The organism is Lelliottia jeotgali (assembly GCF_016771845.1).
Classification (GTDB): domain Bacteria; phylum Pseudomonadota; class Gammaproteobacteria; order Enterobacterales; family Enterobacteriaceae; genus Enterobacter; species Enterobacter jeotgali.
The window spans coordinates 13,118-35,966 of record NZ_JAENMQ010000001.1; the positions used below are offsets into that span (position 1 = coordinate 13,118).

Sequence of the window (22,849 nt, forward strand, 5' to 3'; positions counted from 1 at the left end):
CTGTGGGAGAGGGCCGGGGTGAGGGCATCAGGCCGCACTTGTTTGTCACTCTTCCAAAAACGGCAATCGACGACGTGCGCGCGACGCGCGTTGTGTTATCGCTTTCGCCATCGCATCACCGATTTCTGCGCACACGGTCAGCCCCTGAACGAAGGGCTGATCGTGCATCAGATAGGGCAACGCGCCGAAGGCGATGCGCCCACGCACGCTGTCGGGCGCAAGTAGTGTGTAATCTTCGCTGACGTCCGGGATCTCATCCCCGTTTTCCTGTAACTGATGGCGCAGGGTCGGGAACGGCAGGTCTTTCGTTTTCAGCGGTTTTTGCCCTCTGGCATCAATAAACAGATCAAATTCAACCTTTTTACCGTCGAAGACAATCACCGTCCGGTTCTCCTGCACGTCCATTTCATACTCTGCCCCCAGCGCCAGGACGCTAATAATCCCCGCTTCGCGCAGCGCCAGCAGACGACGAATCGACTGAGAAGGAATGGCCGCGTAGTTGTCGATGAAAATACGGGAAAGCCCGCCGTCGAAGCGCTTTCGATCCTTGTCGGTCAGATGCGGAACAATTTCCTGCACCACTTCATGCATTCGCAGAATGGTGTAGCGCCACGGCACCGTGCGTTTGTCGCGCTTGTTGCGCTCGACTTCATCGAGATTGGTTTGCGCCCAGCTGAAGGGATCATGTTTGTGGCGTTCGGCGAAGTAGGCGTCATGGAAACTGTCGGCGTCCAGCGCTGTTAAGGCGATGGAGGCGCTCCACTGCGGATCAGCGAGCTCAAGTTCCTCAGCCATCAGGCTGAAAACGCGATCCAGCAGGCCGTCCGACCCGGCGGAAATCTCTTTTTCGATCGCCTGTTCCGTTACGATGCTTAAAGGTTCATAAGGCAGTGGGCAGTAAAAATCCGCTTCCGGCAGAATGCCCGAGCGGGACATCAGCACCATGTTGAGCGCTTCGCTACCTTCGTCGAGCCTGAATTCAACGGGCTGGTTTTCCGGCTCGATAAAGTCACCGTGCTGAATGGCGACCGCCATTACCGCGTCCAGTCCACTAAGCGAGGTGCCCATAATGCCGACACGACAGGCGTCGATTTTGGCTTCCATCAGCCCTGACCACGGGCTTGGGAAGTATGAACGGGTCGACTCGTCGTCGTCCGGCCAGACGTGCCCGGTAGCTATCACGGTGAGATCGTAAATTGCGGGTTCCGCACGGTTCTTCGCCCAGACGCTGACGCCTTCGGGCGTAGCTTCCAGATCTGTGACCTGGCAGGATTCCTGCACGTTGACGTCAAAACCGCGCTGTTTTGCCTGATCGATCAGCTGCAAAAATTGGTCGCGATAATACTCGCCTAACAAAATGCGCGGCAGGAACTGACGGTCGTGAAGCGAGGATTTCTCCACGCCGTAGCGGGCCAGATGCGCGCTGCTTTGGGTGCGCAGCCAGTCGAGGTAAGTGGAAAAGAGGGGGGGAATTTCGATACTGGCAATATTCGCCAGCATCATCCGCGAGTTGTCTTCATCGCTGTAGGGCATTCCTACGCCAGCCTCTTCGGCCTGCTCGTAGATATCGATACTAAATGGCGTCTTATTTTTTAGCAGCGAGAAAAGGGTGTAAATCCCCGTAGGTCCGGCGCCGATAATCGCAATTCTTTTCATTCATCGTTCCCTTGTCCGATTCCTTAGGATGCTGACGCTAATATTTGGCCGGGAGCTTATTCACTTTAATCAATCTGCCCTCGTTCATTTCAACATATCCCCCCGTTTTCAGCTCTGCCAGTATTTTTAAGATCCCGCTGCGGGATAAATTTGTTTTTGCACGGATATATTTTTCAACAGTAGTGCTGGCGCGAAATTCTTCGGTTTCGGTCATCAGTTCCAGCAGTTGATAACGAATAATCTCATATGCCGAAGGCGCGGTATTCTGCAGGGTGTGGTAATAGAGTTTACCCAGAACGCCATTAATATGGCCCACTAGCGTTTCCATCAGGTCATTTTTTCGAATAATCTCATACGCTTGTTCCAGATCCAGGGTGGCTATCTGGCAAAGCTCGCGCGATTCAATCCAGGATTCGCGAAACGTGGAAAATTGCACATCGGCCAGACCCACAATAGCGGGCGCGTAGATGTGGGTAACGACCATTCCGTCGGGGCCTCGGTGAAATTCCGTCGTGCCTTCGAGCTGAATGTAACAGACGGCAACATCATTCACACACAGGGGGAACTTTTGTCCGGGTGGATACGTGGCGAGGGTGGCATGAGGAAGCAGCGCACCGATTAATGTTTCGGCCAGAGGTGTCGCGCGATTCATAGGAAAAGCAGGTTTGTCGTTGTTGCTCATAAAGCGCGTCCTGTCTTCAATGCCGGATTACCCGTACATCAGAGAGTATACACGCTGTTAATATTTCAATGGCAGATGGCGAATCTCAATCAGAATGCCCTTATCCATAATGATGTAACCGCCGGTGCGTAGCTCGGACAATATGCGCATCGTTCCGCTTCGCGACAGATAGCTCCTGTCGATGATGTAGTTTGCTGCGGTGATGTGCAGGCGAATATTGTCCGGTTCGCCGATTAATTCCATCAACTGGAAACGAATGATGTCATAGGCCGACATTTGGGTAATCGCCATGCAATGGTCGTATACCCGCCCCGTGGTATATATCACCAGATGCGAAAGACTCTCCCAAAGATCGTCTTTGGCAATAATTTCATTGGCGAGTGCCAGCGGCACCTGGCCCACGCAGCATTCGTCGAGGGTACGGATGTACATATGCTCTTCGTTTGAGAGCTGGTTACTGATTCCGAAAACAAACGGGGTTGATTCAGAATTCAAAACCATTCCGTCGCCGCGACGGTGCAGGGCGACACTGCCTTTATAAAGCAGGAAGCAGTAGCGAATATTTTCTTCTGTGTAACGAATAACGGCACCTTTGGGATACATCACTTCTGTCGAGAAAGGCTGGAGATGTAGCAAGATCCTTTCTATGTGGTTCAAGGGCTTATGCGTTGAAAATGTATAGCCGCTGGCAAGCCCATCGAGAGACATACGCGTATTCATATTTAATTACACCTGCGAGGATGATTCATTGAGACCATTAATTATTGCTACTGCAAACATTTTTAAAAGTAGTTAATACGGTCTAAGTGTAGACCGAGAAAATGCTTGAAATGAGGAAGGGAGTTGTGAGTTGTCAATAACTTTAGTGTGGTCAATCAATTATTGATCGCGGAAGGGCCTTAAAACACAGAATTTTCGCAGGTTAGTTTATAGTCTACAGATAGACCCAGAAAAAAATTGAGTAACCTAATATGTTTCTATAAATTACTGTTCAGCAAAACAACGTCAGGCAGTACGAATATATCGATAATGTATTATCGATATGCGCACCGCAATATTTAATAGCCACTTCAGTGGCAATAAAGATGATGATAGTTGTTTGTGCTTTACATTGAAGTAGGAAAAAGCTAACCGCAATAAATTAATTCAAATTAATTTGAATGGTTTTCTATTCCGGTGAGCAATTAATACTATATTTTAAGGAATTTATGATGAAAAAGAATCTGATCGTTGCTGCTTTTGCTGTTACTGCTGCTGTGTCTATGTCTAACGTGTTTGCTGCTGCTGGCACCGTGAACTTCACCGGGGAAATTCTGGAGAACGCCTGTAACGTTGATGTGGCTTCTCAGAACCAGACCGTTGACCTGGGCCGCTACAACAAAACTGAATTCAACAATCTGGCAGGGAGTAAAACTGCGGCTAAAGATTTCAACATCGTGCTGAAAAACTGCCCGGCCAGCGTCTCTGCGGCAAAAGTACGTTTTGACGGTACTCCAGAAGTCACAGACTCTACGTTACTGGCCATCGACAGCACCACCGCTGGTGCGGCAACCGGCGTGGCTATCCACCTGATGTCAGCTGATAAAGGTGACTTACCGCTGCATGGTCAAAACAACTACACCTACATGCTGAGCTCAACTCAGGATAACACCCTGAAATTCTACGCACAGTATCAGTCTACTAATGCAACTGTGACTGCAGGTCCAGCAAACGCCGTTGCCAGCTTCTCTGTTGTATACAACTAATTTTCCTTTTTAAGGAAAAGAGTATGAGGTCGTTAATCGGCCTCATTTTTAATTGAGGTATAAAATGAACTTTCTTCGTAAGACTTTTATTGTCGGCGCATTTGTCGCGGCAGGAATTTCTGCAGCCCACGCCGGAGTAATTATTGGCGGCACGCGTGTTATTTATGATGGCAATAAAAAGGAAGCCTCTATTAGCGTTAATAACCCGGATGCCACGCCTTATTTAATTCAGTCCTGGGTCGAAACGCAAAATGGAGGGGCTGAGAAAGCTCCTTTTGTTATTACCCCGCCGCTTTATCGCCTCGATAAAGATCAGCAGAACGTTGAGCGTATTATGCTGACGGGAGCGTTACCTCAGGATAAAGAAAGTCTTTACTGGCTCAATATTAAAGCCATCCCTTCGGCACCAAAAAAAGATAATAGCCTGCAAATTGCCATTAAAACGCGAATTAAGCTGATCTATCGTCCTGCGGGATTAAAAGGCACGTTGCCCGAAGAACTCGCGGAAAAGCTGACCTGGAGTCGGTCTGGCAATCGAGTCAGCGTCAGCAATCCAACGCCCTACGTCATGAACTTCAGTCAGATCAGCGTCAATGGTAAGGAACTGGAAGAGGTGAGCTATGTCATGCCGGGAGCGACCGCTCAGTTTGCGTTACCGAATGGGGTGAGCGGTGGCGCCCTGAAATTCAAAGTGATCAATGACTACGGTGGGCCGGGGAAAGAGCATAACGCCAGTATTTAAAAAATGACCGCAACGTAAGACGGACTTCTGGTTAATGATGATGACAAAACAAAAACAACACTTTAAACCTGCCAGGCTGGCACTTTTTATTGCGGTCGCGCTGGGGACGATAATACACGATGCCGGGGCGCGGGATTTTTTTAACCCTGAACTGCTTGAGGTGGGCAATCCCGGCTCGGGTAAGACCGATCTGTCGATGTTTGAAGCCGGTTCCCAGGCTCCGGGGGTTTATCACGTTGATATTCTTATTGGCGATCAGACGGTGGATACCCAGGACATTGAGTTTGCGTCGGTGAAAGATAAAGACGGCGATTCGGTACTACAACCCTGCCTCAGCCTGGAGCAACTAAAAAGCTGGGGCGTTCGCACCCACCTGTTCCCTAATCTGGCCTCCAGCGGGAAGTGCGTGGATCTGTCTGCGATCCCTCAGGCTGCGGCCGATTTTCAGTTCAGTACCCAGCGTCTGCTGATCAGTATTCCGCAGGCGGCATTGGAACCTCAGGCGCGCGGATATGTGTCGCCTGAACAGTGGGATGAAGGCATCAATGCGGCGATGCTTAATTACAGCCTGAGCGGTGCTAACAACTGGCAGCGTGGCAACAACGGTCGTGCCGACGATGCGCAGTATGCCAACCTGCGTCCTGGTGTGAATATCGGGCCGTGGCGTTTGCGCAATTACACCACCTGGAGTCGTGACACACATGGTCAGGACAAATGGGATACGGTCTATACCTACGCTCAGCGTGATGTGATCCCGCTGAAAGCGCAGTTCACTGCGGGCGATAGCAGTGCGCCAAACGATGTGTTTGACGGTATGCCGTTCCGGGGCGGGCAGTTGGCATCCGACGACGATATGCTCCCGGACTCGCTGAAAGGCTATGCGCCTGTAGTGCGTGGCATTGCCCGAACCAACGCGCAGGTCACGATTCGCCAGAATGGGTATCAAATTTATCAGAGCTACGTTTCACCGGGTGCCTTTGAAATTACCGATATGTACCCGACCGGCGGGGCGGGCGATCTGCAGGTCACGGTAAAAGAGGCCGACGGCAGCGAGCAGCACTATACCGTGCCGTTTGCCTCTTTGCCGGTGCTCCAGCGTGAAGGCCGTCTGAAATTTTCCGTCACCGGCGGCCAGTATCGTTCCTATGACAGCAGCGTAGACAAAACGCCGTTTGCCCAGGGCACCGCGATTTATGGTCTGCCGCACGGCTTTACGATTTACGGCGGCGTGCAGGAATCGAGTAAATATCAGTCACTGGCGAGTGGCGTCGGTAAAAACTTGGGTGATTTCGGTGCGCTTTCAGCCGATGTCACCCAGGCCTGGTCAACGCCGCAGGATGGTCTAAAAACTGACGGTCAGTCATGGCGTGCTCGCTACAGCAAAAACGTGCTGGAAACGGGGACTAACTTTGCTATTGCCGGATATCGCTATTCGACCAGTGGCTATTACGGCATGCAGGAAGTGCTGGACACTTATAGCGACACATCCGGGCTGGTCGAGCGACGCCGAAATCGCATGGAGCTGACCATGAGTCAAACTCTTGGACAGGATTTAGGCACCCTGATGCTGAGTACGGTTCGTGAGGATTACTGGAATTCAGGCCGCACGATGGCCTCCTGGAGCCTGGGTTACAATAACGGCTGGCGTGGGATTAACTACGGCCTGACCTATACCTACAGTAAAAACGGATCATCCACCGGGCGCGGCGAACAAACGTATTACGACAAAGATCAGCAGCTGGCACTGACCATCAGTATTCCGCTGGATAAGTTCCTGCCGCAAACCTGGGCTAACTACAGCATGAACGCCAGTAAACAAAGCGGTACCACGCACTCCGTGGGCTTAAGCGGTATGGCGATGGAAAACAACGCGCTGAACTGGAACGTCCAGCAGGGCTACGGCACCAACGACGTGGGCTACACCGGCGCGATGAATGCCGATTATCGTGGCACCTACGGCGAAGCGACAGTTGGATATGGCTACGACAAAAACAGCGATCGCATGAACTATGGCGTACAGGGTGGGATTTTAGCCCACGCCGACGGCGTGACCTTCAGCCAGCCATTGGGTGAAACCAACGTACTCATCAAAGCACCGGGCGCGAAAGGGGTCAGCATTCAGAACCAGACCGGCGCGAAGACTGACTGGCGTGGCTATACCACGGTGAGCAACGTCACTGTTTATCGTAAAAATGATGTGGCGCTGTTAACTGAAACTTTGCCCGAGGACGTCGAACTTGAACTGACCAACCGCACTGTAACTCCGACGCGCGGCGCGGTGGTGCGTGCGAATTATGTAACCAATGTGGGTCTGCGCGCGCTGATCACGTTAATGCAACCTGGTGCTATTCCCGTGCCGTTTGGGGCCATCGTGAATGTGGATGGCCAGAGTGGGCAGGGCTTTATTGTCGGTGAGGGCGGGCAGGTCTATTTAACTGGGTTGAATCCGAAAGGAAGCCTGACCGTTAAATGGGGTAATGACTCAGATAAAGCATGCCGGGCCGAGTATTCCAGTCGTGCTGAAAATAACCATTCTGGTGTCCAGTCGATGAACGTTATTTGTCGTTAGAGGAAATTATGAGAATTTCTAAATTATTATTTCTGATTATATTATCGTGTTTATTCTCTAAGTCTTCACTTGCGATGACCTGCACGTTAGTCAGTTACTGGAATCCCGTCGTCTCTATTGGCGCAATGACCGTTCAGCGTGACGCTCCTGTCGGAACAATTATTGGTACGGTGACATTAACAAATAGTACCCGGTCAGTAAATTGCTCGGACGCGGGAACCATGTCGCGTTATCGCACATTAACTTATTCAGGTGGTGTGCAATCACCTTTGCCGAATATATACAGAACGAATTTAACGGGTGTAGGTATTCAAACGGATCCTTCCGAAGCGTATTTTACAAATCCGGCGCAGCTCTTCCAGAGTACCAATAGTGGGGCCGGCATTGTGTTTGCAAATCATCATACGATTATTATTAATGTCATCAAAACGGGTGATATCGTGTCAGGCACGCTGGCGATGGGAGAAATCGCCAACGAACAGTTTGATAATGGGTCTGGGGGGAGAATAACGTCTGAATCCGTCACTATGTCAGGCGGTAATTCTATCACCGTATTGGCATGTGGTCTGAGCACCCAAACGTTAACATTCCCGATTGGTGATGTATTTGCATCAACATTTGGCAGCACGCCAGGAACAATTCCTTCAGGCGCGCAAACAACGCAAAACCTGGGGCTGAACTGTGCCACAGGCGCCAATATAAACGTCACGCTTTCAGGGATTCAAAACCCTGATGTTTCTGATAACAGTGTTCTGGCTTTAACCGGGCAGGGAAGTGCGGGCGTAGCTCAGGGCGTTGGCGTTCAACTTCTTTATAACGGTTCTCCATTACGAATTAATAGCCGAATGGTGATGAAACAATCATCAGGGGGCCAGGAATCTCTTCCGCTGACGGCCCGTTATTATCAGACCAAAACGGCAGTTACAACGGGTTCGGCCAATACGTCGGCCACGTTGAATTTAACGTACCAGTAATCAAAAGGACCGAATAATGAACATCAGGAAACTGATAATAATCGGCTGTACTGCGCTGAGTGCAATCATGAATTTGTCTGACGTGAAGGCTGCCGACCCGGTGACCATTAGTGTAACGGGGAGAATTATTGCTTCACCTTGTGAGATCAAAAGCGACAGTGTCAATATCAACGTCGATCTTGGTATGAATATCGAGTCTTCATCATTACAGACACCGGGTTCAGCGACTGGATGGGTTCCCGTAGATGTGAATGTGATTAACTGCCCATCTGCCACCACAAAAGCCACCATCTTGTTTCAGGGCACGGCGGATAGCCTCAATCCCAATGACATGTATCGAAATACAGGGACGGCGACAAACCTCGCCGTCCAGCTGCAGGGCGTCGGTGGAGAACCTTTTGGGAATGGGAAAAGTTTTACCGGCATTATCGTAGGCAATGCCTATTCGTATCACCTGCGAGCGCGAGCCTGGACCCAAAATGGCAACGTTATGCCTGGCACGATTAGCGCCGTCGTGACCGCCACCTTTACTTATCAATAAAAATGAATGCCCCTGCGGGGGCATCCTGGAGAGACCTATGCGCGTTTTTGTAACCTTCAGCGCAGTGATATTGATGGCAGCAGCGTTTTTTGCTCTTGCGGATACGGAAATAAATCTTCGCGGCAATGTGGTCGCAAGCCCGTGTTCGGTTGATACCGACACGGTGAATAAACTGGTGGAATTTGATCCGCTACAGCGGACAGACCTCATCACCGCCGGAACAGGTGGCGCGTGGCAGAACTTTTCGCTACTGGTAAAAAACTGCCCGGCAGGCACACGTCAGGTTACGGTGAAATACCTCGGCACAAATGATATTCAGGACGCGACGGCGTGGAAAAACACCGGCACTGCCACTCACGTTGCGCTGCGCATGACCAATGCCGATCACTCGGTTATTTACAGTAACGGGAGCGCTCAGCAGATTTCGGTGAACTCCAGCACTAACAGCGCTGAATTTCCCCTGTCGGCGAAAATATTTACCCCGCAGGGAAATGCCGGGGCTGGAACATTTGCGGCGACGATCAACCTGGAATTTACCTGGCAGTAAGTCTCTTATTATGCCGAATATCAAAATGGTGACGGTTTGTTAAGCCGTCGCCTGCATTTCGTTTTTGAGGTTACATGATTAACGTCCTGATTAAAGATGATAATGCGTTTTATGACTGGTCAATACACAACTTTCTGAGCGAGATATTTTCACAGGAATATCAGAAGAGGGTGAAATTAACGCTGGAGTTTACACATCAGACGGTGCGCCAGGCCGATATGATTATTATGGGGATGTGCCAGGGCGAGCATTTCACCTGTCACCCTGAGCTGCATTCGCGCACCAAAGGGGTGATCGTTGGTTTAATGGATAAAAAACCGGTGAATACCGCACCGTCACCGGAGTGCATCCGGGATATTGTTTATATCGAACGCAGAGCGCCGCTTCGCGTGATACGCGATGGCATAATCCATGTCTGGAAAGGTCATGAGGAAACGCGTTGTAGCAATTGTTATACCTGCCGACACCGGGCGTTGTCACCCCAGCAAACACGGATTATGGCTGGTTTCTACAGCGGTAAAAATGTGCCGCAAATAGCGCGTGAGCTTAATTTGTCTGAGAAGACGATTTTTTCTCACAAATATCACATGATGGCGAAATTTAATCTCTCCACCGACTATGAATTGCTCCTGCTGCTCGACAGGTTGCACGAACGTCGGCTTTATCCCCATCTCTTCACAAAGTAACAGGGCATAAGGATATGTCTGTTCAAGGATGAATAAGGGGCATTACGTTGGGCTGGATAAAAAGGGATTTAAAACTGAAGAGGAGTATCACGAAATGGTGCGTCCGAGTGGACTCGAACCACCGACCCCCACCATGTCAAGGTGGTGCTCTAACCAACTGAGCTACGGACGCACTGTATAGAATTTTTGATGGTGCGTCCGAGTGGACTCGAACCACCGACCCCCACCATGTCAAGGTGGTGCTCTAACCAACTGAGCTACGGACGCATCATGTTGTCTGTGACAACGGGGTCGAATATTAGCGGCAGTGAGGGGATGAGGCAAGAGGGAAAATGCAATTTTCTTCCGTATTTCACGCGATTGCTTCATTCCCGCGCAAAGTGAAGAGAAAGTAGCCGCCCGAAGGCGGCTCGCGGATAATTAACGCGCAGCGCGTTGCAAAATCACGGCTGATGGTTGGCGTTGCAGGAAGCGCATGCGCAGCATCATCAGGACGGCGGCGGAGGTTAAACCTATGATAAAGCCCATCCAAAAACCGGCGGGGCCCATTCGGTCCACCACCAGGTCGGTCAGAGCCAGCACGTAGCCGCACGGCAGTCCCAGCACCCAGTAGGCGGTGAAAGTGATAAAGAAGATCGAACGTGTATCTTTATACCCACGCAAAATGCCGCTACCGATAACCTGAATCGAATCAGAAATCTGGTACACCGCTGCCAGCAGCATCAGCTGAGAGGCGAGGATCACCACTTCAGGATTGTCGTTGTAGAGCAGGGCAATCTGCTCACGCAGCAGCACGGTAAAGATGGCGGTGCACGCCGCCATGCACACGCCGACCATCAGGCCAGTACGTGCCGCGGTTTGTGCATCCAGCGTCGAGCCTTGTCCCAGACGATAGCCTACGCGGATGGTTACCGCAGCCGCCAGCGACATTGGCAGAACGAACATCAGCGAGCTGAAGTTCAACGCAATCTGGTGGCCCGCAACGTCGACAATACCCAGCGGCGAGACCAGCAGCGCGACAACCGCGAACAGCGTTACTTCAAAGAACAGTGCCAGTGCGATAGGCAGGCCGAGCTGAACCAGACGTTTCATCACCGCCATATCCGGCTTGCTAAAGCTTTGCTCGTTGCGAATGTCACGCATCGAGCGCGCTCTTTTGACGTACGACAGCATGCTGATGAACATCACCCAGTACACCGCCGCCGTCGCCACACCACAGCCCACGCCGCCCAGTTCAGGCATCCCGAAGTGGCCGTAGATAAAGACGTAGTTGACCGGAATATTCACCAGCAGTCCGATAAAGCCAAACACCATGCCGGGTTTGGTTTTTGCCAGCCCTTCACATTGGTTACGCGCCACCTGGAAGAACAGGTAGCCGGGTGCGCCCCACAGCAGCGCACGTAAATAGCCGACGGCTTTATCGGCTAGTGCCGGGTCGATATTGTGCATTGAGCGGATAATGTGGCCCGCATTCCACAGCACAATCATGACGAGAATGGAGACGAATCCGGCGAGCCAAAATCCCTGACGGACCTGATGGGCGATGCGTTCGCGTCGACCTGAACCGTTAAGCTGGGCGATAACCGGCGTTAAGGCCAGCAGCAGACCGTGGCCGAAAAGAATGGCCGGAAGCCAGATGGAGGTCCCGATCGCGACGGCGGCCATATCAGTGGCGCTGTATCCGCCCGCCATGACCGTATCCACAAATCCCATTGCGGTTTGGGCGACCTGCGCGATGATCACCGGTATTGCCAGGGGTAATAACTGACGCGCTTCATTCATGTACTTCTGCACGTGAACACCTTTTAATTTGTTGTTATTTGAGAGACTAAAAAAACCCGCCGAAACTGGCAGCAAGAAGAAAATGCAGGGGGAGTGCCAGCTATTGTAGCGGGGTTTAGCTATTTATCTAGTGAAAAAATCGCCAGAAAATGCCCCTTACTGGCAACCTGTTTTTCCAGATGTTATTGTGATGCGATTAAAACGGTGTCACCACCGTTGGCATAAAACAGGAGTGGTAAGCATGTTTACTGGTATCGTGCAGGGCACAGCAAAACTGGTGTCCATTGAGGAAAAACCCAATTTCCGTACCCATATTGTCGAGCTGCCGGAATATATGCTCGACGGGCTGGAAACCGGGGCATCGGTTGCACACAATGGCTGCTGTCTGACGGTGACAGAGATTGACGGTAATCGTATTAGCTTTGACCTGATGAAAGAGACGCTGCGTATTACCAATCTCGGTGAGCTGGTGGTGGGCGATATGGTCAACGTCGAACGCGCGGCGAAATTCAGCGATGAGATCGGCGGGCATTTAATGTCGGGCCATATTATGACCACCGCTGAAGTGTCGAAAATCCTGACCTCGGAAAATAACCGTCAGATCTGGTTTAAAGTGCAGGATGCCTCATTAATGAAATACATTCTGTATAAAGGATTTATTGGCGTGGATGGGATTAGTCTGACGGTAGGTGAAGTGACCCCGACGCGTTTCTGCGTGCATTTAATTCCAGAAACCTTACAGCGCACGACCCTTGGCGCGAAAAAACTCGGCCATCGGATTAATATCGAAATTGATCCGCAGACCCAGGCGGTCGTGGATACCGTTGAGCGGGTTCTGGCGGCGAAAGAACTGGCAAGTAAATTGACGGCGCAAGACGAATAAAATAAACCCCGGATATCCGGGGGTTATTCATTGAAGATGACCTCGTTTGTTGCCGGGTGGCGCTGCGCTTACCCGGCCTACAAAACAACAAATTTCCCGGTTTTGTAGGCCCGTGCAAACGAAGTGCCGCCGGGCGATTTTCATTCACCGCGCCACGCGCAATCCATGCTCTACACCACGGCTAAACACCACCTGCCATAGCTGAATATCCCGCGCGCGAAATGCCCCTGCGCAGGCATTCAGGTAATAGCTGAACATCCGTTTGAAGCGTTCCGAATAGTTATCAGCGATTTCTGGCCATGCGGCCTGAAAACGTGAATGCCAGGCCATGAGAGTTGTGTCGTAGTCTGCGCCAAAGTTGTGCCAGTCTTCGACTATAAAGTGCGACTCACTGGCATCGGCAATCTGGCGAACGGAGGGCAGGCAGCCGTTCGGGAAGATGTATTTGTTGATCCACGGGTCAACCGAATGGTCCGTCTTTTTGGAACCGATAGTGTGTAGCAGGAAAATCCCCTCGGGTTTCAGGTTGCGGTCGGCAACCGTGAAATAGGTACTGTAGTTCTTCGGCCCTACGTGCTCAAACATCCCCACCGAGACAATACGGTCAAACTGGTCATCGAGGTCACGATAATCTTGCAGCAGAATGGTCACATCCAGCCCGGCGCAGCGCTCTTGCGCCATTTTTTGTTGCTCGGCGGAAATGGTCACGCCGACGACGCTGACGCCATAATTTTTGGCCATATAATACGCCAGTCCACCCCAGCCGCAGCCGATATCCAGGACCCTCATGCCGGGCTGAAGCTGCAGCTTTTCGCAGATTAAACGCAGTTTAGCCTGCTGTGCATCTTCGAGAGTGGTAGCGTCTTTCCAGTAGGCACAGGAATATTGCATGAAGGGATCAAGCATGCGGCTGAAAAGATCGTTACCCAGATCGTAATGTTCTTTGCCGACAATCCATGCCCGCTTTTTACTTTGCAGATTGAGCAATCGCGCAGAGGCGATACGCAGGGTATCTTTCAGGCGGTGAGGGAGCTGGTTTTCCAGCCCAGCGCGCAGAACGTTATGGAAAAACATATCCAGCCGTTCGCAATCCCACCAGCCGTCCATGTAGCTCTCGCCCAGACCGAGCGAACCTTCCTGCAGAACGCGTTTGAAAAAATCGGGGTGTTTTACCTGAATATCGGAGGGGGCAGACCCGTTAATCGCGACGCCCGCCCGACCCAGTAATTCATTGACGATCCGAAACCAGTCATTGTCCCGGACATTGACTTCTTCTATACACGATGAACTCATAGCTTCTCCATCACCTGCTGTGATCAGAACCTTCAAACAGCGTAGCCGTTTTTTATGGTTTGTGAGAAATCCCACGGTTTTTCCGTGAGGCTAATATCCGACGTAGAACAGAGGAAGGGAGATAACCCTTACCGAAAGGCCTTCCATGGTAAAACGGGAGCACTCCGGCTCCCGTTAACACATAATATTTATCGTATTTGTGTGAAGCAAATTTAGTATAGGCCGCAAAAATCGGTGATTCAACAGAAAGTTATTAGCAGCCTAATCACTGAAATGTCACATAATTGCTGGCGCGATTATGCCCGAGAGGATTCTGTCTGCGAAGTGACGTCAGACGAGTCCTGTGCCGAAGACTGCATGCGATAACCCAGCGCGGCGAGCAGTACGGTGGCGAGCATCACGCTGGTCGTTGTCATCAGCGGCGTGGCGATAAGCGCTGAAACAATCAAACTTGCCAGGAAACACAGCCCCAGTTGCAGGGTATTTTGCAGCGCAGCGGCGCGACCTGTCGCATGAGGGAACGGACGCAGCGCCTGAGCTACCACGATAGGGTAGATTGCACCGTTCGCCACCGCCATCACGCAGAAGGGGATCAGAATTTCAGTCAGCCCAACGTGCGGGATAAAGCCAACGGCCCAGGTCGCAATGACGCTGATTGCGAAGAGTACCAACAGCCACGGCAGCATCTGCTGTCCCTGCCATTTTTGCAGCGCCGCGCGGCAGCCGTAACCGCCGACCAGGAACGCGATGGTCTGCGGAACATAGCTCAGGCCGATCACCGCCGGACTGTAGCCCATGTCATGCAGAATAAACGGCGAACCGGTCAGCCACGCGAAGAAGCTGGCGGAACAAGCGGCGTAAACCAGTACGTTGCCACGATAGGCGCGTGAGCGCAGCAGTGACAGGAAGGTCACGCGGTCATCGTTGTTCTCAGCGGGTTTTGCTGGTGCAGGTTTGAGCGTAAACGCCGGTAACATCAGCACCAGTGTGATGATGAACAGCGTGGCGAAAATCGCCTGCCAGTCAAAGTGCACCAGGATCCAACTGCCGAGCAGGGGCGCCAGCGCCGGTGAAAGACCGACCAGCGGCATAATGGTGGCAAAAATGCGGTTCACGCGTGAGGCGGGATAGTAGTCGGTGACCAGCGCCTGCCAGGTTACGGCGGCCGCACACACCCCGAATGCCTGCACAAAACGTAGCACCAGCAGCCAGGTGGCATCGCGCACCCACAGCATCCCCAGACAGGCGACGGCAAAGATCGCCAGACCTAAAAGTAAAATGGGCTTGCGGCCATAGCGGTCGGAAAGCGGTCCCCACAGCAGCTGCGCTAAGGCAAAACCGGCGAGGAACAGGCTCAGGCTGGCGCTGATCGCGGCGGCAGGCGTCTGTAAATCTTCCTGCATCGCGGCGAACGCAGGCAGATACATATCGGTGGCCAAAAAGCCCAGCACGCTTAAACCGCCGAGCCAGATCAGAAATCCTTTGTTGGGTTGCATTGTTTTTATGTCCTAAAGAGGCAGGTATTCATTGGCGCAAAGTGTAGGGAGTGCAAAGTTCCTTGTGAAACGCTAATATTTGGTGGTTGCATTCAAAAAATTTGCAGGCAAAAAATGTGGTCTGAATATTCGTTAGAAGTGGTGGATGCGGTCGCGCGTAACGGCAGCTTTAGCGGCGCGGCCCAGGAACTGCACCGCGTTCCGTCTGCGGTGAGTTACACTGTGCGCCAGCTTGAAGAGTGGCTGGCGGTTCCGCTGTTTGAACGCCGCCATCGCGATGTCGTGTTGACGCCTGCGGGCGTGTGGTTTTTGAAGGAAGGGCGATCTGTTATCAAAAAAATGATGATCACCCGCGAACAATGTCAGCAGATTGCCAACGGCTGGCGCGGTCATCTCGCCATTGCGGTGGATAACATCGTCAAACCCGAACGCACGCGCCAGATGGTGGTCGATTTCTATCGCCACTTTTCAGACGTTGAGCTGCGCGTGTCGCAGGAGGTGTTCAACGGCGTGTGGGATGCGCTGTCGGACGGCAGGGTAGAGATGGCCATCGGCGCAACGCAGGCGATCCCGGTGGGTGGACGCTATGCGTTTCGGGATATGGGGGCGTTGAGCTGGACCTGCGTCGTCGCCCGCGATCATCCTCTCGCCGCGATAGAAGGGCCGCTGAGCGATGACACGTTGCGCAACTGGCCGTCGCTGGTGCTGGAAGATACGTCGCGATCGCTGCCGAAACGCATCACCTGGCTGCTGGATAACCAACGGCGCGTGGTGGCCCCTGACTGGGAAACCTCGGCGACCTGCCTGTCGGCTGGCTTGTGCGTCGGGATGGTGCCGGTGCATTTCGCACGTCCGCGTATAGATCGCGGCGAATGGGTGGCGTTAACCCTGGAAAACCCGTTCCCGGATGCAGCGTGTTGCCTGACCTGGCAGCAAAACGATATGTCACCGGCGCTGGAATGGCTGCTGGCCTATCTGGGAGATAGCGAAACGCTGAACAGAGAGTGGTTGAAGGAGCCGGAATAACCGGCCCCTCAGAGGCGATTAACGACGATAGTCGCGGAACGGACCGTCAGCGACGGAGCGGCGTTCAATCAGGCGCGGGTGGACTTCAATCGACTGTGACTCTTCACGTTTGCTGACGATGCGGTCCATCAGCATGTTAAAGGCGGTTTCACCCAGCGAGTCTTTCGGCTGGTGAATCGTCGTCAGCGCCGGAGTGAAGTAACGGGCGTTGCGCACGTTATCGTATCCGATTACCGAAATATCCTGCGGCACGCGTAAACCAAGCTCATCTGCTGCGCAAAGTGCGCCCATCGCCATAATATCGCCACCGATAAAGACCGCGGTTGGGCGATGTGACTGGGAGACAATCTGCTGCATCGCGCGATAGCCGGATTCCGGTTCGAAGTCGCCCTGCACGATCCAGTTTTCTGGCACCGTGATCAGCGCTTCTTCCATCGCTTTCATAAAGCCAGCCAGACGACCAGCACCAGTATTACGCTCCAGTGGGCCTGGGATCACGCCGATTTCGCGGTGACCGCGTTCAATCAGGTAACGGCCCGCCATATAGCCACCTTCAAAGGCGTTGTCGTTCACTGAATCGGTGAAATCGGCGCGGGTATCGCCCCAGTCCATGACCACCATAGGGATGTGACGATACTCTTCGAGCATCGACAGCACGGATTCCGGATATTCAGAACACATTACCAGCAGGCCATCGACGCGCTTTTGCGCCATCATCGACAGGTAAGCACGCTGTTTTTCCTGGCTGTTCCAGGCGTTACCCAGGATCAGGGTGTAGCCCTTCTGGAAACAGTTTTTCTCAACCGCTTCGATGATTTCCGCAAAATAGGCGGCTTCGCTGCTGGTCGCCAGCAGTCCGATCGATTTAGTGTGATTCACTTTCAGGCTGCGCGCTACGGCACTTGGGGAGTAGTGCAGTTCTTTGATAGCTGCCCACACGGCGTTGCGCGTCTCTTCCGCAACAAAACGTGTTTTGTTAATTACATGTGATACGGTTGTAGTGGAAACGTTTGCGCGTTTCGCCACATCTTTAATTGTTGCCATTACATGTCACTCCAGACCATATCTTAAACTCCTGAAATACTTAAAGGTAAACGTTTGCCTTCTCTCACCCTTATCTCGCAATGTGAATTGCGATACGCCGGGAAAACGACTCAAAACGTCAGGAGGGGGTCAGTGGCCGGTACGCTTATAAATTTAGCGTGGAATTTTGTCTTATCTTGATGAAAAGGGGAAGCGCAAAAACGGTTATCAGTCTAAATCCAGGAAGATTTTTGGGGTAAACTGTGTAAAAATGAGCAAGCTCACTTTTCGTGGGGTGATTAAAAGGAGAAAAATTGATGAGTGCCGATCTTAAGTTTTCGCTGACCACTACCGTTATTGTGCTGGCTTTGATTGTTGCAGCAGGTCTTACCGCAGCCCTGCACTGATTTAAACGGGGGAGAGTTCTCTCCCTCGTCTCTTCTCCCGATTGTTACTCATCCCGCAAAAATCTTTTGCTAATTTGTTAACTTCTCATTTTTTGTGATTGATGTCATGCTTTTGACATCTTAGTCCCGTGTCGCGCGATGACACGGTTTGCGGAGTTAACAATGAAAATCAACTTTCCCTTGCTGGCCCTGGCGATTGGCGCTTTTGGCATCGGCACTACCGAGTTTTCCCCGATGGGACTCCTGCCGGTGATCGCCAAAGGCGTGGACGTCTCTATTCCGGCAGCGGGTATGCTCATCAGCGCTTATGCGATAGGGGTGATGGTCGGTGCGCCGCTCATGACCTTGCTGCTCTCACATCGCGCCCGCCGCAATGCGCTGATCTTCCTGATGGCGATTTTTACCCTCGGCAACGTGCTGTCGGCGATTGCGCCGGATTACACTACGCTACTGCTGTCGCGCATTCTGACCAGCCTGAACCACGGCGCGTTCTTTGGTTTAGGGTCGGTGGTAGCCGCGAGCGTAGTGCCAAAACACAAGCAGGCTAGCGCGGTGGCGACCATGTTTATGGGCCTGACCATCGCCAACATTGGCGGCGTTCCGGCGGCGACATGGCTCGGTGAAGTGATTGGCTGGCGCATGTCTTTCCTCGCAACGGCCGGACTTGGCGTGGTGGCGATGGTCGCACTGTTATTCTCTCTGCCGAAAGGCGAGGCAGGCGAGCGCCCGGATGTGCGCAAAGAGCTGTCGGTGCTGGTGCGTCCACAGGTGCTGTCTGCTCTGTTAACGACGGTGCTCGGTGCAGGCGCGATGTTCACGCTCTACACCTATATCTCTCCGGTGCTGCATGACATTACCCATGCGACACCGCTGTTCGTTACGGGGATGCTGGTCCTGATTGGTGTCGGTTTCTCGCTGGGTAACTATCTTGGTGGCAAGCTGGCGGATCGTTCTGTGACCGGCACGCTGAAAGGATTTCTGACTCTGCTGATCGTGATTATGCTCGCCATTCCGTGGCTGGCGCGCAATGAGTTTGGTGCGGCCATTGCGATGGTGGTGTGGGGGGCTGCGACCTTCGCGGTGGTTCCACCGTTGCAGATGCGCGTGATGCGGGTGGCGCACGAAGCTCCCGGTCTGTCGTCTTCCGTGAATATCGGTGCCTTTAACCTCGGCAATGCACTTGGTGCGGCTGCGGGTGGGGCGGTGATTTCGGGCGGGCTGGGGTACAGCTTTGTTCCGGTAATGGGGGCAATTATCGCCGCACTGGGTCTGTTGCTGGTCCTGACGTCGGGGCGCAAACAGCCGGAACCCGTTAGCGTCACCGAGTAATCAAAAAACGCAGAAGGGCTGCCCCTTCTGCGTCTCAGTTATGCAGCGAAGTTTTTCGCCACAAATTCCCAGTTAACCAGTGCCCAGAAGTGCTCAAGGTAGTTCGGGCGAGCGTTACGGTAATCGATATAGTAAGCGTGCTCCCACACATCGACGGTCATCAGCGGTTTGGCGCTGGTGGTCAGTGGGGTGCCTGCGTTAGAGGTGGAAACGATAGCCAGTTTGCCATCCGCCTCTTTTACCAGCCACGTCCAGCCAGAACCGAAGTTCTTAATGGCTGCGTCAGTAAACTTCGCTTTAAAATCAGCAAAGCTGCCGAAGGCCGCATTAATCGCCGCAGCCAGTTCACCGGTCGGTTCACCGCCCGCGTTTGGCGCCAGGCAGTGCCAGTAAAACGTGTGGTTCCACACCTGAGCGGCGTTATTGAATACGCCGCCTTCAGAGCTACGCACGATCTCTTCCAGTGTTTTGCCTTCAAACGCGGTGCCTTTCACCAGGTTGTTCAGGTTTGTGACATAGGTCTGATGGTGTTTGCCGTAGTGGTATTCCAGGGTTTCCGCCGAAATGTGCGGAGCCAGGGCGTCTTTTGCATACGGTAATGCAGGTAATTCGAACGACATTGCTTCTCTCCTTATTATAGTTTGCGCATCAATAACCCTATTGAGTGCAGGGATAGAGTAGCAAATTGAAAGGGGAGGCAAAAGAGGAACTTACCCTGCTGGCGGAGCAGCAGGGCAGGGATTAGCGGATCGTTTTTGGCGTCATCACGCGGCGTGCGCCGACGTAGTGGCGAACCCAATAATCTTCGCTGAGGGAAGTGATTTGAATATCCTGACCGCTACGCGGAGACTGAATGAATTTTCCGTTGCCCACGTAAACGCCTACGTGGTCAGCGGTGCCACGACCCTGAGTGCGGAAGAACACCAGATCGCCGCTTTCGAGTTCACCGCGATCGACGGACGCCGCATCGCGCAGGTGATACATCTCGTTTGCGGTACGCGGAATACGGAATTTCACCAGATCTTTATACGCGTAGTAAACCAGACCACTGCAATCGAAGCCGGTACGCGGTGAAGTGCCACCCCAGTGATAAGGTTTGCCTATTTGTCCCATCAGCTTGTTCATCGCGGTTTTTTGCGCTTTCTGCACGCGAACTTTATGCACCTCAGAGAGTTTTGCCGTTTTACCCACTTTTACGCAGTTAGTTTTATGCCCTTTACGAACGGTGCATTTTTCCGGAGCGATTTTTGCGGTGGTGCGGGTCGGTTTGCTGCGGGTTTTACTGGTGAGGGCTTTGCCGGAGGTGGTCTTCTGCTTGTGAGCTGTGGTGGTTTTTTTCTTTTCGCTTTTACTGGTGCTGGTCGTTTTTTTCTTACGTTCTGTGGTTTTCGCCAGATGAGATTTTTGCACGGCAGAATGCCGCGCCTGCTCAGAGGCATTAGCCGCTGGCATGAAAGCGAGAGATGTAAATAGTAAAGCACAGAGCGTGATCGAGACTTTTTTTATCCGCGCCACTGAGCATTCCCCTGAATTAGATGCGGGTCATCAATAATACCCACGTATGATTTACAAAGCCCGTCGATTCTAATGCATAAAACTGCGAGATGTTAATAGCATTTTTCAATCTAAAATTCTGTTTCGTTAGCAAGTGCAAAAAAAAACGTCAATCTGTTGCACTATTGCTCGTCCCTTAAGCAAAACCACAGCTTACGCAGGGATAAGCTATCTTAGAAATGCAACTTCAACGGATAACCGTTAAGATATATACAGGTGACGAAAATGTTATTTTCCGATGTCTCTCTGACCCGCTACAATGTCAGACGATTGCCGTAACAGAAGTTAAAGGAAGCAAGACATGAGCACTACTATTGAAAAAATCCAGCGCCAGATCGCTGAAAACCCAATTCTCCTGTACATGAAAGGTTCACCGAAGCTGCCAAACTGCGGTTTCTCTGCGCAAGCCGTTCAGGCTCTTTCTGCCTGTGGCGAGCGCTTTGCTTACGTTGATATCCTGCAGAACCCGGATATTCGCGCTGAGCTGCCGAAATACGCTAACTGGCCGACCTTCCCGCAGCTGTGGGTGGACGGTGAGCTGGTCGGCGGTTGTGACATTCTGATTGAAATGTATCAGCGTGGCGAACTGCAGCAGTTGATCAAAGAGACCGCTGCGAAGTATAAAACTGAAGAGCCAGACGCAGAGTAAGTTTTGCATCAGGCAAAAAAAAGCGACCATTACGGTCGCTTTTTTTATTCCTCGCTTTCGCCCATCGGCAGCGGCCAGCCGCCCAGACGCTTCCAGCGATTCACAATCTCACAGAACAATTCTGAGGTGCGTTCCGTATCGTACAGCGCCGAATGCGCCTGGGTGCCGTCGAAATCAATACCGGCGGTGATACAGGCTTTTGATAACACCGTTTGGCCCAGCGCCAGCCCGCTCAGTGCGGCAGTATCGAAGGTCACGAAAGGATGGAATGGGTTACGCTTAAGCGAGGCGCGCTCGGCGGCGGCCATCATAAAGCTGTGATCGAAGGTGGCGTTATGCGCCACCATGATCGCGCGATTGCAGTTGCTGTCTTTCATGCCTTTACGGACCATTTTGAAAATGGCGTGCAGGGCGTCATATTCACTCACCGCACCGCGCAGTGGGTTCGTGGGGTCAATGCCGTTAAAGGCCAGCGCTTCTGGCTGTAGGTTCGCGCCTTCAAACGGTTCAACGTGGAAATGCAGCGTGGTGTCCGGTATCAGCCAGCCCTGTTCATCCATTTTCAGTGTGATGGCAGCAATCTCAAGCAGCGCATCGGTCTTAGCGTTAAATCCAGCTGTTTCTACATCAATAACAACAGGATAAAAACCACGAAAACGGTCACACAGACCGGTAAGTTGAGCGTTATCGGACATCAGGGTCTCTTACAAGGGAAAAAAAGCAGTGCGTATTATGGCAAAATTTGCGAGGGGATGCAGCAAAACAACGGGCGCAGAACGCGCCCGAAGGGATCAATTGCCCAGACCGCGACCGGCGTCTTTGGCTTCGATCAGTTCGATTTTATAACCGTCAGGATCTTCAACGAAGGCAATCACAGTGGTGCCGCCTTTGACCGGACCCGCTTCGCGCGTCACGTTACCGCCGTTGCTGCGAATGCGCTCGCAGGCTTCGGCCGCGTTATCCACTTCCAGCGCGATGTGGCCGTAAGCGGTGCCCAGCTCATAGCTATCGACATCCCAGTTGTAGGTCAGCTCAATTACCGCTTCGTCACTTTCCGGGCCATAGCCCACGAACGCCAGAGAATATTTATATTCCGGGTTTTCGCTGGTGCGCAGCAATTGCATACCCAGTACGTTAGTGTAGAAATCGATAGAACGTTGCAGGTTGCCAACGCGCAGCATGGTGTGAAGTAGGCGCATATTTTCCTCTTAACCAACTCAATGGCTTATCTTTTTGAACAGAAACGATGTTTTAGTATAGCGGCG

General features: G+C 52.3%; 23 protein-coding genes and 2 tRNA genes. 12 read left to right on the forward strand and 13 right to left on the reverse strand.

The window, feature by feature from the left end:
- Positions 1 to 45: 45 nt before the first annotated feature.
- From JBO43_RS00070 to JBO43_RS00080, 3 genes are read right to left on the reverse strand one after another with little or no spacing between them, the layout of a single operon-like run.
- Entirely contained in the window at positions 46 to 1,656 is a 1,611-nt protein-coding gene (locus JBO43_RS00070; protein WP_202673437.1) for an FAD-NAD(P)-binding protein, read from the reverse strand.
- A 37-nt stretch (positions 1,657 to 1,693) separates the two neighbouring features.
- Positions 1,694 to 2,338, reverse strand: a complete 645-nt coding sequence (locus JBO43_RS00075; protein WP_202673438.1) for a winged helix-turn-helix transcriptional regulator — start codon at positions 2,336 to 2,338, stop codon at positions 1,694 to 1,696.
- Between the two features lie 57 nt (positions 2,339 to 2,395).
- Positions 2,396 to 3,058 carry a helix-turn-helix domain-containing protein gene (locus tag JBO43_RS00080; RefSeq protein ID WP_095281786.1) on the reverse strand — a complete coding sequence of 221 codons (663 nt, stop codon included), beginning with the start codon at positions 3,056 to 3,058 and terminating at the stop codon, positions 2,396 to 2,398.
- A gap of 491 nt (positions 3,059 to 3,549) precedes the next feature.
- On the opposite strand from JBO43_RS00080, the gene JBO43_RS00085 reads away from it, so the two are divergent.
- The 7 genes from JBO43_RS00085 to JBO43_RS00115 all read left to right on the forward strand — a co-directional run bounded on the left by JBO43_RS00085 (position 3,550) and on the right by JBO43_RS00115 (position 10,142).
- Positions 3,550 to 4,083, forward strand: a complete 534-nt coding sequence (locus JBO43_RS00085) for a fimbrial protein (protein WP_095281787.1) — start codon at positions 3,550 to 3,552, stop codon at positions 4,081 to 4,083.
- Between the two features lie 64 nt (positions 4,084 to 4,147).
- Positions 4,148 to 4,825 (forward strand): fimbrial biogenesis chaperone, encoded by a 678-nt coding sequence (locus JBO43_RS00090; RefSeq protein WP_095281788.1) that lies wholly within the window; start codon positions 4,148 to 4,150, stop codon positions 4,823 to 4,825.
- 40 nt (positions 4,826 to 4,865) lie between these two features.
- Positions 4,866 to 7,394: a fimbria/pilus outer membrane usher protein gene (locus JBO43_RS00095; protein WP_202673929.1), complete on the forward strand. Its 2,529-nt coding sequence runs from the start codon at positions 4,866 to 4,868 to the stop codon at positions 7,392 to 7,394.
- Positions 7,395 to 7,402: 8 nt separating this feature from the next.
- Positions 7,403 to 8,368: a fimbrial protein gene (locus JBO43_RS00100; protein ID WP_103946419.1), complete on the forward strand. Its 966-nt coding sequence runs from the start codon at positions 7,403 to 7,405 to the stop codon at positions 8,366 to 8,368.
- Positions 8,369 to 8,384: 16 nt separating this feature from the next.
- Positions 8,385 to 8,909 carry a fimbrial protein gene (locus tag JBO43_RS00105; RefSeq protein WP_202673439.1) on the forward strand — a complete coding sequence of 175 codons (525 nt, stop codon included), beginning with the start codon at positions 8,385 to 8,387 and terminating at the stop codon, positions 8,907 to 8,909.
- Positions 8,910 to 8,946: 37 nt separating this feature from the next.
- The gene (locus JBO43_RS00110; RefSeq protein ID WP_095281791.1) at positions 8,947 to 9,456 is read left to right on the forward strand and encodes a fimbrial protein; all 510 of its coding nucleotides are present in this window, start codon (positions 8,947 to 8,949) and stop codon (positions 9,454 to 9,456) included.
- Between the two features lie 74 nt (positions 9,457 to 9,530).
- Complete coding sequence (locus JBO43_RS00115) at positions 9,531 to 10,142, forward strand: helix-turn-helix transcriptional regulator (protein WP_095281792.1); 612 nt, start codon at positions 9,531 to 9,533, stop codon at positions 10,140 to 10,142.
- Between the two features lie 95 nt (positions 10,143 to 10,237).
- Here the strand turns inward: JBO43_RS00115 and JBO43_RS00120 are convergent.
- From JBO43_RS00120 to mdtK, 3 genes are all read right to left on the reverse strand, one after another.
- Positions 10,238 to 10,314 (reverse strand) — tRNA-Val (locus JBO43_RS00120).
- A gap of 18 nt (positions 10,315 to 10,332) precedes the next feature.
- Positions 10,333 to 10,409 (reverse strand) — tRNA-Val (locus JBO43_RS00125).
- Positions 10,410 to 10,562: 153 nt separating this feature from the next.
- Complete coding sequence (gene mdtK / locus JBO43_RS00130) at positions 10,563 to 11,936, reverse strand: MdtK family multidrug efflux MATE transporter (protein ID WP_095281793.1); 1,374 nt, start codon at positions 11,934 to 11,936, stop codon at positions 10,563 to 10,565.
- A gap of 229 nt (positions 11,937 to 12,165) precedes the next feature.
- Between mdtK and JBO43_RS00135 the strand changes: the two genes are divergently transcribed.
- Complete coding sequence (locus JBO43_RS00135; RefSeq protein ID WP_103946415.1) at positions 12,166 to 12,807, forward strand: riboflavin synthase subunit alpha; 642 nt, start codon at positions 12,166 to 12,168, stop codon at positions 12,805 to 12,807.
- A gap of 144 nt (positions 12,808 to 12,951) precedes the next feature.
- On the opposite strand, the gene cfa is transcribed toward JBO43_RS00135, so the two are convergent.
- Both cfa and punC read right to left on the reverse strand, forming a co-directional pair.
- Positions 12,952 to 14,100, reverse strand: a complete 1,149-nt coding sequence (gene cfa / locus JBO43_RS00140) for a cyclopropane fatty acyl phospholipid synthase (RefSeq protein WP_103946414.1) — start codon at positions 14,098 to 14,100, stop codon at positions 12,952 to 12,954.
- A 296-nt stretch (positions 14,101 to 14,396) separates the two neighbouring features.
- Positions 14,397 to 15,596 carry a purine nucleoside transporter PunC gene (gene punC, locus JBO43_RS00145; RefSeq protein ID WP_202673440.1) on the reverse strand — a complete coding sequence of 400 codons (1,200 nt, stop codon included), beginning with the start codon at positions 15,594 to 15,596 and terminating at the stop codon, positions 14,397 to 14,399.
- A gap of 114 nt (positions 15,597 to 15,710) precedes the next feature.
- Between punC and punR the strand changes: the two genes are divergently transcribed.
- Entirely contained in the window at positions 15,711 to 16,622 is a 912-nt protein-coding gene (punR, locus tag JBO43_RS00150; RefSeq protein ID WP_095281797.1) for a DNA-binding transcriptional activator PunR, read from the forward strand.
- 18 nt (positions 16,623 to 16,640) lie between these two features.
- Here punR and purR read toward each other — a convergent pair whose 3' ends face one another.
- The gene (gene purR / locus JBO43_RS00155; protein WP_095281798.1) at positions 16,641 to 17,666 is read right to left on the reverse strand and encodes an HTH-type transcriptional repressor PurR; all 1,026 of its coding nucleotides are present in this window, start codon (positions 17,664 to 17,666) and stop codon (positions 16,641 to 16,643) included.
- Between the two features lie 296 nt (positions 17,667 to 17,962).
- Here purR and cydH point away from each other — a divergent pair, with 296 nt between their 5' ends.
- Together cydH and JBO43_RS00165 are read left to right on the forward strand one after the other, a co-directional pair.
- Positions 17,963 to 18,052 (forward strand): cytochrome bd-I oxidase subunit CydH, encoded by a 90-nt coding sequence (gene cydH, locus JBO43_RS00160; protein ID WP_095281799.1) that lies wholly within the window; start codon positions 17,963 to 17,965, stop codon positions 18,050 to 18,052.
- A gap of 162 nt (positions 18,053 to 18,214) precedes the next feature.
- Positions 18,215 to 19,381, forward strand: coding sequence for an MFS transporter (locus JBO43_RS00165; protein WP_202673441.1), 1,167 nt, complete (start codon positions 18,215 to 18,217; stop codon positions 19,379 to 19,381).
- Positions 19,382 to 19,419: 38 nt separating this feature from the next.
- Here the strand turns inward: JBO43_RS00165 and sodB are convergent, their stop codons facing one another.
- On the reverse strand, positions 19,420 to 20,001 hold the full coding sequence (gene sodB, locus JBO43_RS00170; protein WP_103946411.1) for a superoxide dismutase [Fe]: 582 nt from the start codon (positions 19,999 to 20,001) through the stop codon (positions 19,420 to 19,422).
- Positions 20,002 to 20,122: 121 nt separating this feature from the next.
- Positions 20,123 to 20,896 carry a C40 family peptidase gene (locus JBO43_RS00175; protein WP_095281802.1) on the reverse strand — a complete coding sequence of 258 codons (774 nt, stop codon included), beginning with the start codon at positions 20,894 to 20,896 and terminating at the stop codon, positions 20,123 to 20,125.
- A gap of 340 nt (positions 20,897 to 21,236) precedes the next feature.
- Here JBO43_RS00175 and grxD point away from each other — a divergent pair, with 340 nt between their 5' ends.
- On the forward strand, positions 21,237 to 21,584 hold the full coding sequence (grxD, locus tag JBO43_RS00180; protein ID WP_095281803.1) for a monothiol glutaredoxin 4: 348 nt from the start codon (positions 21,237 to 21,239) through the stop codon (positions 21,582 to 21,584).
- Between the two features lie 44 nt (positions 21,585 to 21,628).
- Here the strand turns inward: grxD and rnt are convergent, their stop codons facing one another.
- Positions 21,629 to 22,279, reverse strand: a complete 651-nt coding sequence (gene rnt / locus JBO43_RS00185) for a ribonuclease T (protein WP_095281804.1) — start codon at positions 22,277 to 22,279, stop codon at positions 21,629 to 21,631.
- A gap of 96 nt (positions 22,280 to 22,375) precedes the next feature.
- Positions 22,376 to 22,783: a lactoylglutathione lyase gene (gene gloA / locus JBO43_RS00190; RefSeq protein ID WP_012017189.1), complete on the reverse strand. Its 408-nt coding sequence runs from the start codon at positions 22,781 to 22,783 to the stop codon at positions 22,376 to 22,378.
- Between the last annotated feature and the right edge of the window lie 66 nt (positions 22,784 to 22,849).